Genomic DNA, 11,772 nt, shown 5'->3' on the forward strand with positions numbered 1-11,772 from the left:
AGGTTGCACGCGCTTCGGCTTTTGGCAGATATCCTCGCTGCCTTCCAAGATGTTCACCCTATGCCCAAAACCGGATCTTAATTTAAGCTGACCCAAGCCGCATTCCTTGAAGAGCTTTGCACGCATGCGGCCACAAATTTAACACCATTGAGCCCGTCATGAACCGTTGGATAAACAACGGACGCGTCAGGTGAAATCCCATTTCGGAAAGCTTGGATCGCCTCAGCGGCCTCTCCATAGATATTGGCGAAACCTTCAAGATATCCCTCTGGATGGCCCGGAGGGACTCTACTCAACCGATTGGCAGCATCGCCAACTCCAGCTCCATTTCGGGTGATCAGCCGCTTGGGTTCATTGTATGGCGCGAACCAAAGGTAATTGGGATCTTCCTGAGACCATTCCAACCCACCTTTCTCACCATAGACGCGCAAACGAAGTGCGTTTTCATTGCCGGGGGCCACCTGAGACGACCACAGCATGCCGCGCGCTCCACCTTCGAATCGAAGCAAAACGTGCGCGTTGTCATCGACTTTTCGCCCCGGCACAAAGGCCTGCAAATCCGCCGCCAAGCATTCCGCTGTCAGCCCGGTTACAAAACAAACAAGGTTGTAAGCGTGGGTCCCGATGTCACCGGTTGATCCACCCGCGCCCGAGCGTTCGGGATCGGTTCGCCACTCAGCCTGTTTGAAATCCTGCTGCTCGGTCAGCCAGTCCTGCGGGTACTCAACCTGAACCACGCGGATCTTGCCGATATCGCCGTTGGCAACCATTTCACGCGCCTGCCGAACCATCGGATAACCCGTGTAGTTGTGGGTCAAAATGAATAGGGCATTTGCGCTTTCCGCCGCTTTAACCAGCTTTTTTGCATCGGCAAGGGTCGAGGTGAGTGGCTTGTCACAAATGACATGAATGCCGCGTTTCAGGAACTCACGCGCGGCTGCATAGTGGACGTGATTTGGCGTGACGATTGAGACCGCCTCGATCCCGGATTTCAGCCGGGCTTCGCGTATCGCCATTTGTTTGAAGTCTTCATAGACCCGTTCGAGCCCCAATGCATTGCCGCTTTCAATGGATCTTTCGGGCGTCGAGGACAAAGCACCGGCAACCAATTCGAACTTGTCGTCTAGTCGCGCGGCTATGCGATGAACGCCGCCTATGAATGCGTCGTTTCCGCCGCCAACCATGCCAAGGCGAATGCGGCCAGAGGTTTCTTCATTGCGTCCTGTGACCATCACTCTATCCCCAGCATTTTACGATTGGCTGCTTCGTCTGCGCCACCATCAGCGAAATCATCAAAGGCTTTCTCGGTCACACGGATGATTTGATCGGACACGAACTGAGCGCCTTCACGCGCTCCATCCTCGGGGTGTTTGAGGCAGCATTCCCATTCGACCACAGCCCAGCCATCAAAGTCATTTGCCGCCATTTTTGAAAAGACCGCCCCGAAATCCACCTGGCCATCACCAAGCGACCGGAAGCGCCCGGCACGATCGACCCAGCTTTGATACCCGGAATAAACACCCTGTCGGCCGGTTGGGTTAAACTCGGCATCTTTGACATGAAACATCCGGATCCGATCTTTGTAGATGTCGATATTGTCCAGATAGTCGAGGCATTGCAGCACGTAGTGCGACGGGTCGTACAGCATACAGGCCCGCGGGTGATTGCCTGTTCGTTCGAGGAACATTTCGTAGGTCACCCCATCGTGGAGGTCTTCTCCGGGGTGGATTTCGTAGCAGACATCAACGCCGCAGTCTTCGGCGTGATCAAGAATTGGCACCCAACGGCGAGCGAGTTCATCAAATGCCGTTTCAATCAAGCCAGCAGGGCGCTGCGGCCAAGGATAGACATAGGGCCATGCCAGTGCGCCCGAGAATGTCGCATGTGCCGAAATGCCCAAATTTTTGGAAGCGGATAGCGCTTTTTTGACCTGGTCTACTGCCCATTCTTGCCGGGCTTTCGGGTTTCCTCTGACGCTTTCGGCCGCGAAGCCATCAAACGCGCTGTCATAGGCCGGGTGAACGGCCACAAGCTGGCCCTGAAGGTGTGTCGACAGCTCAGTGACTTCGACACCATTTTCCCTGGCTTTGCCTTTGAAGTCATCGCAATAACCGGTGCTGGACGCGGCCTGTTCAAGGTCAAACAACCGGCCATCCCAACTGGGAACCTGAACGCCTTTGTATCCACAGTCGGCTGCCCATTTAGTCATCGCGTCCCACGAATTGAACGGCGCTTCGTCCCCCGCGAATTGCGCAAGAAACAAAGCTGGCCCTTTGATCGTTTTCATAAAATCTCCTCCCCAAAACCTAAGCCTCTATGGCGGTAAATTTTCTTTCAGATAGATGTCGATACGGATACGTTCCTGAGCTTTGTTGAATGGTACTTTGTCTGAAGTTGCGCGCAGCAGACGGACGGCTGAACGAACAATGTGCCCAGTGTCTTGCGAGATTAAGGCGTCAAATGTACCCAGCGTAAGCGCCTCACGACTGAGCGGTGTAAGCTCATGAGCTATGATCACTAGATCTTTGCTGAGTTTGTTCTCGGAAAGAAATTGAATCAGTCCTGCATTGCCTGCTGCGGAGGAATAAATTCCAACCAGATCCGGGTAGGTTTCAAAGATCTCGGGCATCATCTTGTAAATCAGACCCGGGTCATCCCGGCCCTCGACAGACGCTACGACTTCGAGGTGTGGGAATTCCTCAGCCACAACTAGATCAAAGCCTTGACGACGCTCTAGGTGGTCACGTGCCAAACGGGATCCTGTAAGTACCAAGACCTTGCCGTCGCGATGAACAAATCTTCCCATCAGCTGAGCGGCGGTTCGTCCTGCCGAAACGTTATCGATTCCCACAAAGTGGTCTCGCTCAGAACTCGGCAAGTCAGACACCAACGCAACCACCGGAACGCCTTTGTCCCTGAGCCTTTTGACAGCATCGCGGACAGAAGGCGTTTCGGGTCCGAAAACTGCGACTCCGTCAACATCCAAACTGTCGACGGCATCCAGAATGTTGACGATATCTTGCGGCTCAAACGGAGCCACTTTCTTTATCGCAATACGAGTCCGCTCGATAAATTGGTCACGGGATTGTTCTGCGATCTGACTGCTGATTGCCTCCACAAACTCGTTGTCCGTGTCCGGCAGAACAAAGAGGAAGTTGTAAACTCGGTTTCGTGCAAGGTTGGCCGCGGCCGTGTCGCGCACATACCCCAGCTCATCAATCGCCTTTTGTACCTTCTGTACGGTCACCGCCCGCACGCCGGGGCGTCTGTTCAAGACCCGGTCAACAGTCGCTAGGCTAACACCCGCAACGCGCGCGATGTCATTAACGGTTGGCTTTTTCACCAATTCTAATCTTTGTTTTTGGTCTTCCACGTGTTCTTCAGCCCTCAATCTCCCGCGCTAAGCCTTCAAACAACAAAGCAACAGCCTCAGCGCCGGGATCGTTATGTCCAACAAGGTTTTCTTCGGGAACATAGGCTGCGCGGCCCGCCTTCGCACGACGAATATTTGCAGTGTTGTTCGCGCCTTCGCGGGCAGCCTCGGCTGCATGTGTCAGACCAGATGGTAGTGCGGCAAGTGCTGGTGCCAGGGCGTCAATCATTGTCCTGTCACCGACATTGGCACCCCCAACCTGGCTGACGCGATTCAGACCTTCGACTAGAGATTTCGGTACCGACGCCCCGCTCGCACAGGCATCTCCAGCTGCGTTGAAGAAAATTGCGAGTATCACGCCAGAAGAACCACCCATTGTCTGGCTTAACTCATTTCCTAATGCCGGAAACAGTTGCGTCAGATCAGCAAGCGGCATGCGGTCAAGGCTACCTTGCAATGCTCGTGCGGCAGTCGCCAATGTGCTTCCTGTATCGCCATCCCCAGATTTCGCGTCCAGCTCGTTCAGGTTCTTCTCAGCGTTGATGAGCAGTTCAGACAATCGGGTGATCGTTTCCCTTGTGGCGGGGTTGTTCGAAGGAATTGGATCGATAGGTGTCAACCCGTCGGGTAAAGGCGCTACTTTTATGGGGTCGATGGAATTGACGCCGGGCCAAGCCGCCAGATCAACAGGAGCTGTAAGAGCCGATAAATCGTCCTGATCTACAGGCAGAATAGAAACAGAAAACCCGTGCATATCCAGCGATGTCATCATTGGAGCTGGGCCGATGATATGGTGGGCAATTCCAGTCTCGGACAAGGCGTGCGTGAGGACAGCCATTTCTAGCGGAGTTGTAGAACCTAAGTTGTTGACCAACGCCACACAATTCCCAGAGCCCACCCTTTGCTTCAGCTTCTCCACCACTGTAGACATGGCCGATACAGCATTTGAGAACTCGACTTGCTGTACACCGGGCTCGCCGTGGATGCCTAAGCCTAACTCCGCTTTACCGGGTGCAATCCTGTCTTCTTTCGGAGATCCCGGAACAGTACAGGTGTCCAGGCTCATACCGATGCTGACGACCTTGGCTATGGTGCTTCTTGCTGCTTTGGTAACGGTGTCTAAGTCAGCACCACTTTCAGCAAGCGCTCCGGCGATTTTGTGTACGAACAACGTGCCCGCTACGCCACGTGGTTGCGGAAGATCGGGCAGGGCGATGTCATCATCAACAACGACCATCTCTACTTTGCGGCCTAATGCACGGGCGCGTTCAGCTGCCAGTCCAAAGTTCAACCGATCACCGGTGTAATTTTTGACGATAAGCAGGCACCCAGCCTCACCCGCGACCGCAAGAATGCCTGCCAGAACCGCCTCGACTGACGGGGATGCAAACACTTCCCCGCACACCGCGGCTGTCAGCATGCCGGCGCCAACAAAACCTGCATGGGCGGGTTCGTGACCAGACCCTCCGCCAGAAACCAGGGCGACTTTCGACTTGTCCCAATCTGACCTGTAGACGACCTTGATGTGCGGGTAACCGTCCAACCGGGTGAGTTGCCCTCCGGAAGACGCCAGAAGACCGTCTATCGCCTCTGTCACCAAAGTTTCTTTTGTGTTGAGGAACTGGGCCATGCTTTTGCTCCTTAATTCACGCGCGTGCCGGACGCGTCAAAATACAACGGGTTGTGGGGGCGGATTTTTATAGTTTTTCCAGATGGATAATCCTGATGGACATCAATCAAGGTCACAACCGAGTGACCGTTTAAGTCCAGGTGCAACCGCGTTTGATCCCCCAGATGCTCAGCACGTATGACACGCGCTTCACTGCCTTCACCTTCAATGATGTTTTCCGGGCGTAGGCCAATCTGCGGGCCTTTGTGGTCGCCTTCGAACAACCCCGACGGCAGGATGTTTATCCGCGGCAGACCCAATCGGCTGGCTACGTAAACACTGCCCGGGTTTTCATAAATGTCCCGAGGTGTACCGTACTGAACCAACCGGCCGTTCTCCAAAACGCCGATATGCGTCGCCATTGTCATGGCTTCGACCTGATCATGGGTCACGTAGAGCAAGGTTGACCCCAGATCGGCCTGAATCCTTTTCAACTCGACACGCAAATCCGCACGAAGCTTGGCGTCCAAAGAACTGAGCGGTTCATCCATCAGGAAGATTTGGGGATCACGCACCAGCGCTCGTCCAATTGAAACGCGCTGCATTTCGCCGCCAGACAGTTCGGTGGCTTTGTTGTCCAACTTGTGCGGGATCTGGAGGATGTCCGCGACTTCGTTGACCTTCCTAGTGATCTCATCCTCTGGCGTCTTCAGGATCGGCGACCGCAGAGGAAAAGACAGGTTCTCTTGTACAGTCATATGCGGGTACAGCGAGTATTGCTGGAAGACCATCGCTACATCGCGCTGAGCGGGAGTGTCTATTCCAACGTCACGCCCGGCAATGTGCACAGTTCCTGAGTCCAGTTTCTCGAGCCCGGATATCAATCTCAGCGTAGTTGTTTTTCCCGCGCCAGTCGGACCCAACAACACCACAAAGGCACCGTTGGGGATCGTCATCGAAATACCGTCCACCGCTTTGACGTTGCCAAATGACTTCGAGATATTCTCCAAAACGACTTCAGCCATTGCTCAGTACCTCGTCGTTCAGAGCGGACCTCAACGCGCGTCCGGTGGATTTTTCAAAAAGGGTTACAGCAGGTGAGCGGAACTCCAATCCAACGGTCTCACCGGGACTGATGACCTCGCGTGCATCAATTCGCGCTTTCAGTTCACCGTTCGGGCTTTGCAGTGTAACGATTTGGGTGGTCCCCAGGTATTCTGCTGCCAGGACTCTGGCCCGGTATTCGCTCCCATCCGACAGAAAAACATGCTCGGGGCGAACGCCAAAAACCAAGTCACCTTCCGCCCCTTCCATCAACCTCGGCACGGCTTCGTCATGGCCATTCAGCAGAACCATTTCCGAACCAGGTTCGACCTTTCCCTCAAACGGCAGGAAGTTCATCGAAGGAGACCCGATAAAATCCGCAACGAACATCGTCGCTGGTTTGTCGTAGATTTCCTGAGGTGTGCCAAACTGCTCGATCACAGCGTTGTTCATCACCACGATCTTGTCGCCCATTTGCATGGCTTCCAACTGATCATGTGTGACGTAAACAGTGGTCGCGCCCATGCGATCATGAAGTGCGCGCAGTTCTTCGGCCATGTGCTCGCGAAATTCGGCATCCAGGGCGCCAAGAGGTTCGTCCATCATGAATGCCTTGGGTTCGCGAACAATCGCGCGTCCAAGCGCTACGCGCTGTCTATCGCCGCCCGAAAGCCCACCTACTGGGCTATCGAGGATGTCGTTGATCCCCAGAATTCCCGCGACTTCCTCTACTTTGGCTTTGACAGCAGCGCGGGGCATACCCTGCGATATCAGGGGGTAGCTGATATTCTTGCGCACGTTCATGTGGGGATACAGAGCGAACATCTGGAACACGAAGGCAATGTCTCGCTCCGACGGTGGCCGCTGGCTGATCTCTTCGCCGTCCAGGTAGATTTCACCCGATGTTGGTAGCTCCAATCCTGCGATCATCCGCAGCGTCGTCGTCTTTCCGCAGCCGGATGGCCCCAGCAGCATGAAAAACTCACCGTCCTCAATCGTGAACGAGCTTTCGCGGACAGCCGTGAAATCGCCAAACATCTTTCTTACGTTTTTGACTACGATCTGGGCCATTTCTACTCCGGAAAATGACTGACGATGATGAACATGACGGTTCCGATCAGCGTGACGATGAAGGAATAGGTGAAGGCCCAAAGGACAAAGGGCTGCATCAGCATGAAGACTCCCAGTGCGATAAGGATGGTTGCGACCATCTCCCACGGGCCGCGGCGGAGCCGCATCAATCCGGTTAGAAAATCGCTCATTTGCGCACGGCTCCGAATGTGATCCCACGCAGCAAATGTTTGCGCATCAGGATGGTGAAAATCATGACGGGGATCAGGAAGATCGTGGCACCTGCCGCCACAGCAGGCCAGTCCAGGCCGCCAATACCAATAATGGTCGGGATGAACGGTGGTGCAGTCTGCGCATTCGCGGATGTCAGCAGCACGGCAAACGCGTACTCATTCCAGGCGAAGATCAGGCAAAAGATAGCTGTTGAGGCTATGCCGGTTGCGGCTTGCGGCAGCACCACTTTGTAGAAGGCCTGAAATCTCGTGTAGCCATCTATGAGGGCGGCCTCTTCGTACTCTCTTGGGATTTCGTCGATGAAACCCTTCAGCAACCAAACCGCCAAGGAAATATTCACGCCCGTATACAGCAGGATCATTCCCAAATGTGTGTCGCTGAGCCCAAGGTTTCTGAACATCAAGAAGATTGGGATGGCGACGGCGACCGGGGGCATCATCCTTGTACTGAGGATGAAAAATAGTAGGTCGTCCTTAAGCGGTACTTTAAACCTGCTGAAGGCATAGGCCGCCAGCGTGCCAAGGAAGATACTCAAGAACGTTGAGCCAAATCCGATGATCACCGAATTCATAAAGCGCTCGCCGAACTTGGATGGCCCGACAATCACCATGTCGTATTGGCGCACGATCTCATCGGCCCAGTTCTGCGGTGGGTTTGCTTCCAGAAATTCCTGCGTTTGCCGTGTTCGTGTGGTGAAGAGGTTGACGTAGCCTTCAAGTGTTGGGTCAAAGACCACTTTGGGTGGGTAACTAATCGCATCGGCCGGGGACTTGAAGCCAGTCAGCAAGATCCAAACCAGCGGGATCATCGTGATCAGCGCATAAGTAATTACCAGGAAGCCTGCGATCCACTTGGACCGGTTCGAAGGTTCGGTGACGGAAAAACTGCTCATCTCTGTTTCACCTTGTTCAGGGCTTTGACGTAGATCGACGCGAGGCCGAACACGGTGACGAAAAGGATGATCGCATAGGCTGACGCATAGCCCGTACGCCATTTCTCAAAGGCTTCGCGTTTCAGGTTGATCGAAGTGAGTTCCGTTACAGAACCGGGGCCTCCACCGGTGAGCTGAACAACAAGGTCGAACATCTTGAAGTTCTCTATGCCTCGAAACAGCACGGCCAGCATCAGGAAGGGCAGCACCATCGGGATGGTAATCGTAAAGAACTGTCGCAGCTTGCTGGCCCTGTCGATTTCAGCCGCCTCGTAGATGTAATCGGGAATGCTGCGCAGACCGGCCAGACAGATCAGCATCACGAAGGGGGTCCACATCCAGGTGTCGACAATCACGATCGCCCACGGAGCCAACGTCACGGATCCCAGCATTTCAAAGCTCGACGGGTCCTTGCCGGTAAACCAGGACACGATGTAGTTAAACAGTCCGATTTGAGGTTGATACAGGAACTTCCAGAAGTTCCCGACAACCGCCGGAGACAGCATCATTGGCAGCACGATAATCGTGGTCCAAAGGTCGTTGCCCTTGAATTTCTTGTTGATCAACCACGCCAGAGTAAACCCGATTAGGACCTGGAAAAAGATCGTCCAGAACAGGAAATGCGCCGTCGCCTGCATATTTAGCCAGGTGTCCGAGTCCATCAGGATACGCTCGTAATTCCTGAGACCGACATCTTTGACTTCACGCCCGATCCGGTTCGCTTTGTAGTTGGTAAAGCTCAGTTGGATGGTCCAAATCAACGGAAAGATGTTAATCGCCAGCAATAGAAAAATCGTTGGGGAGATGAATATCCAGGCGATCGCGCGGTCGGATAACCCTCGGATTTTTCGCGCAACTCGCTCGGGCGTTGCCTGCGCAACGCGATCTACGGTCCTGTCAGACATCTCTTTGCCAGTTCTTTTGGTTTCGGACTCACGGGTGAAGGTGGAGCGGGTTTGCACCCGCTCCTGCCTGTGTCCGGACTACAGCTTGCCTTCGTCTTCAAAGACTTCCGTCCAGTCTTCGATCAGAAGATCAAGCGCTTCTTGAGCTGTGCCTTGGTCGGCAACCACGTAGTCGTGGATGCGCTTCTGCATTGCCAACAGCAGTTCCGCATAGGCAGGCTCTTGCCAGAAATCCTGAACTCCAGCCATTGCTTCCAGGAAGTCACCGGCAAACGGTTGGCTGTCTACGAAACCAGGGTCTTCCAGCACCGAGTTATGCGCCGAATAGCCTCCAAGTTCCCACCATTTGGCCTGCACTTCTGGCTGTGCGAACCATTTGATGTACTCAAGTGCGGCGTCCTGTTTGTCAGAGTAGCTGACGACAGAAATACCTTGTCCGCCCAGTGTCGAACCTGCCTGATTTTGTGGTGGGTTCACGAAGAAGTCGATTTTGTCACCGCCGGTATTGGGGTCGGCATAGAGACCTGGGAAGAACGCAAACCAGTTCATCGCCATGGCGACCTGACCGGACTTAAAGGCGTCCAAGCTCTCACCCATGTAAGAGTTGGTATATCCCGGAGGCGTCGCCGTCTTGTAGAACTCTTTGTAGAATTCCAGCGCCTCAACCGCTTCGGGTGAGTTTACGGCGCCTTCCATGTCATAGGAACCTGGGGTGTTTTCGTATTTGAAACCCCAAGGATACAGCGCTCCGGTCACACCCATGGTGATCCCTTCCGAGCCGCGCTCGGTAAAGATTGCTGCGCCATAGACGGTCTTGCCGTCGATCTCACGACCTTGGAAGAACTGCGCGATCTGCAACAACTCTTTCTGAGACTGAGGTTCACGTAGGTCCTGACCAGTCGCCTCTTTGTATGCAGCTTGGATTTCGGGGTTTTCGAACCAGTCCTTGCGATAGAACCAGCCGTTTGCATCGCCCATCGCAGGCAGCGCGTAGTAATTTGGTGTGCCCTTAGGCCAAGTCGAATAAGCATATACCGTGGCCGGAGCGAAATCGTCCATGCTGATGCCTTCAGCATCGAAGAAGTCGTTCAGCTGGACATAGTGGCCGTTTTCGGCGCCACCGCCGATCCATTGGCTGTCACCAATCAGCAGGTCGCAGAGCTTACCCCCAGAGTTCAGCTCGTTCAGCATGCGGTCCGCGAAATTTGGCCAAGGAACAAATTCAAAGTTCATGGTGTGGCCGGATTCTGCTTCGAATTCTTTTGATAGCTCAACGAGCGCATTGGCCGGGTCCCATGCAGCCCAACAGAGCGTCAGATCTTCGGCATTTGCCTTGGTAGAAAGAGTAGTAGCGGCAAGGACTATTGCGCTGGCCGAGGCCAGTTTTGTGTAAGTCATCCATTCCTCCCTTTTTTGCGCCGTCAATCGAGGATGTGCGATTCGCGGCCTACATCCAAGGCTATTTGAGGTACGCACCTCAAGTCCAGATATTTTTGAGGTTCGTACCTCAAGAACCCAAAAGACATCGCCAATTTTGTCTCTTAGTTATTGATTCTTAGAGAAATTGTTCATTGAACTTGATGTGCATGTATTTTCGGCAGCGAGGTATTGAGCGGTCATATCGACTTAAATGGGCGCAGCCGTCATGCGGCCGCCAGGTTCAGCGAGCCCGCTTCTGAAGCGCTAAAATATTATTTGGTCGATACCTTTGAGAATTCGAGATAGCGTCAAACAGCGCGGACAATTCGGGACCGTGCATAACACTTCTTGGTCAGGTGCAGACGTATGAGCAATCTCTCCATCGTCCGATTGAACCGCTACCCTATAAAAGGCTTGAGTTCCGAGCCTATGCGCACTGTGACGCTGCGAGCAGGAGATGGCATTCCGGGCGATCGCCTGTTCGGATTTGCTCGCTACAACTCCGGTTTCGACATGCAGAACCCAATGCCACTGCCGAAAGATCGTTTTGTCGTTTTGTTGAACGAGGCTGCACTGGCAGGCATTCAGACCGAATTTGAAACTGAGTCCCAAGCACTTGAGATCAATGCGAACGGAAAGATACGACGCTTTGATATGCGAGAGTCTGAAGATCGGGAGAAGGCAGCAGAGTTCCTTTCTTCAGAGATCGATTTAAAAGATCCAGAGCCGCCAAAGTTTGTCTCCTCTGCTCCTCATAGGTTTACAGATGTATCTGTCGTAACGTCGCAAATGATGAACGCTATATCCGTTTTAAATCTGGCCTCTGTGAGAAAGTTGGGCGAACAACTGAACGCAGAAATCCACCCGGCGCGCTTCCGAGCGAATATTGAGATAGACGGATTACCTTCGTTTGCTGAGCTGGATGCAGTTGGATCAGTTTTAAGATTTGGCGATGTCGAGTTGAAGATACTCTCACGTACGAAAAGGTGTGCAGCAACTGAAGTGAACCCGAAAACGGCCGAGCGCGACTTGAAAATACCCTACCTTATTCGGAAATTGATGGGCCATATGGATATGGGCGTCTATGTCGAAGTGGTCAATGGTGGCACGCTACTGGTCGGTCAAGCTGGGGAAATACTCGCCTAAATCTTGCCTCCCGCCAAAGTGGCTTTTCTGAGAGGTTTGA

Annotated in this window: 11 protein-coding genes; 1 reads left to right on the plus strand and 10 read right to left on the minus strand. The window is 53.7% G+C overall.

Annotated elements, in window-relative coordinates; translation table 11 throughout:
* Positions 1–77 precede the first annotated feature (77 nt).
* The 10 genes from ACR0MV_RS19355 to ACR0MV_RS19400 form a co-directional block, all read right to left on the minus strand.
* Positions 78–1,232, minus strand: a complete 1,155-nt coding sequence (locus tag ACR0MV_RS19355) for a Gfo/Idh/MocA family protein (RefSeq protein WP_480703327.1) — start codon at positions 1,230–1,232, stop codon at positions 78–80.
* The gene (locus ACR0MV_RS19360) at positions 1,232–2,287 is read right to left on the minus strand and encodes a sugar phosphate isomerase/epimerase family protein (RefSeq protein WP_480703328.1); all 1,056 of its coding nucleotides are present in this window, start codon (positions 2,285–2,287) and stop codon (positions 1,232–1,234) included. The genes ACR0MV_RS19355 and ACR0MV_RS19360 overlap by 1 nt, the downstream gene beginning before the upstream one ends.
* Before the next feature lie 27 nt (positions 2,288–2,314).
* Positions 2,315–3,373, minus strand: coding sequence for a LacI family DNA-binding transcriptional regulator (locus ACR0MV_RS19365; RefSeq protein WP_480703330.1), 1,059 nt, complete (start codon positions 3,371–3,373; stop codon positions 2,315–2,317).
* Between the two features lie 7 nt (positions 3,374–3,380).
* Positions 3,381–5,003 (minus strand): dihydroxyacetone kinase subunit DhaK, encoded by a 1,623-nt coding sequence (locus tag ACR0MV_RS19370; RefSeq protein WP_480703331.1) that lies wholly within the window; start codon positions 5,001–5,003, stop codon positions 3,381–3,383.
* Positions 5,004–5,014: 11 nt separating this feature from the next.
* Complete coding sequence (locus ACR0MV_RS19375) at positions 5,015–6,007, minus strand: ABC transporter ATP-binding protein (protein ID WP_480703333.1); 993 nt, start codon at positions 6,005–6,007, stop codon at positions 5,015–5,017.
* On the minus strand, positions 6,000–7,097 hold the full coding sequence (locus ACR0MV_RS19380; RefSeq protein WP_480703335.1) for an ABC transporter ATP-binding protein: 1,098 nt from the start codon (positions 7,095–7,097) through the stop codon (positions 6,000–6,002). The genes ACR0MV_RS19375 and ACR0MV_RS19380 overlap by 8 nt, the downstream gene beginning before the upstream one ends.
* 2 nt (positions 7,098–7,099) lie before the next feature.
* A complete protein-coding gene (locus tag ACR0MV_RS19385) occupies positions 7,100–7,288 on the minus strand; it encodes a hypothetical protein (protein WP_010442360.1) in 189 nt (62 codons plus the stop codon).
* A complete protein-coding gene (locus tag ACR0MV_RS19390) occupies positions 7,285–8,223 on the minus strand; it encodes a carbohydrate ABC transporter permease (protein ID WP_010442361.1) in 939 nt (312 codons plus the stop codon). The genes ACR0MV_RS19385 and ACR0MV_RS19390 overlap by 4 nt, the downstream gene beginning before the upstream one ends.
* Positions 8,220–9,167: a carbohydrate ABC transporter permease gene (locus tag ACR0MV_RS19395; RefSeq protein WP_480703336.1), complete on the minus strand. Its 948-nt coding sequence runs from the start codon at positions 9,165–9,167 to the stop codon at positions 8,220–8,222. The genes ACR0MV_RS19390 and ACR0MV_RS19395 overlap by 4 nt, the downstream gene beginning before the upstream one ends.
* A 78-nt stretch (positions 9,168–9,245) precedes the next feature.
* Entirely contained in the window at positions 9,246–10,565 is a 1,320-nt protein-coding gene (locus ACR0MV_RS19400) for an ABC transporter substrate-binding protein (RefSeq protein WP_171186543.1), read from the minus strand.
* A 387-nt stretch (positions 10,566–10,952) separates the two neighbouring features.
* On the opposite strand from ACR0MV_RS19400, the gene ACR0MV_RS19405 reads away from it, so the two are divergent.
* Positions 10,953–11,732 (plus strand): MOSC domain-containing protein, encoded by a 780-nt coding sequence (locus ACR0MV_RS19405; protein WP_480703338.1) that lies wholly within the window; start codon positions 10,953–10,955, stop codon positions 11,730–11,732.
* Positions 11,733–11,772 lie beyond the last annotated feature (40 nt).

This window comes from Ruegeria sp. BC3 (genome assembly GCF_056539265.1).

Excerpts from the sequence above, each read along its gene's own strand:
- ACR0MV_RS19385 (WP_010442360.1), bottom strand. The coding sequence starts at position 7,288 with ATGAGCGATTTTCTAACCGGATTGATGCGGCTCCGCCGCGGCCCGTGG.
- ACR0MV_RS19395 (WP_480703336.1), bottom strand. The coding sequence starts at position 9,167 with ATGTCTGACAGGACCGTAGATCGCGTTGCGCAGGCAACGCCCGAGCGA.
- ACR0MV_RS19355 (WP_480703327.1), bottom strand. The coding sequence starts at position 1,232 with ATGGTCACAGGACGCAATGAAGAAACCTCTGGCCGCATTCGCCTTGGC.
- ACR0MV_RS19405 (WP_480703338.1), top strand. The coding sequence starts at position 10,953 with ATGAGCAATCTCTCCATCGTCCGATTGAACCGCTACCCTATAAAAGGC.
- ACR0MV_RS19360 (WP_480703328.1), bottom strand. The coding sequence starts at position 2,287 with ATGAAAACGATCAAAGGGCCAGCTTTGTTTCTTGCGCAATTCGCGGGG.
- ACR0MV_RS19390 (WP_010442361.1), bottom strand. The coding sequence starts at position 8,223 with ATGAGCAGTTTTTCCGTCACCGAACCTTCGAACCGGTCCAAGTGGATC.
- ACR0MV_RS19380 (WP_480703335.1), bottom strand. The coding sequence starts at position 7,097 with ATGGCCCAGATCGTAGTCAAAAACGTAAGAAAGATGTTTGGCGATTTC.
- ACR0MV_RS19370 (WP_480703331.1), bottom strand. The coding sequence starts at position 5,003 with ATGGCCCAGTTCCTCAACACAAAAGAAACTTTGGTGACAGAGGCGATA.
- ACR0MV_RS19375 (WP_480703333.1), bottom strand. The coding sequence starts at position 6,007 with ATGGCTGAAGTCGTTTTGGAGAATATCTCGAAGTCATTTGGCAACGTC.
- ACR0MV_RS19400 (WP_171186543.1), bottom strand. The coding sequence starts at position 10,565 with ATGACTTACACAAAACTGGCCTCGGCCAGCGCAATAGTCCTTGCCGCT.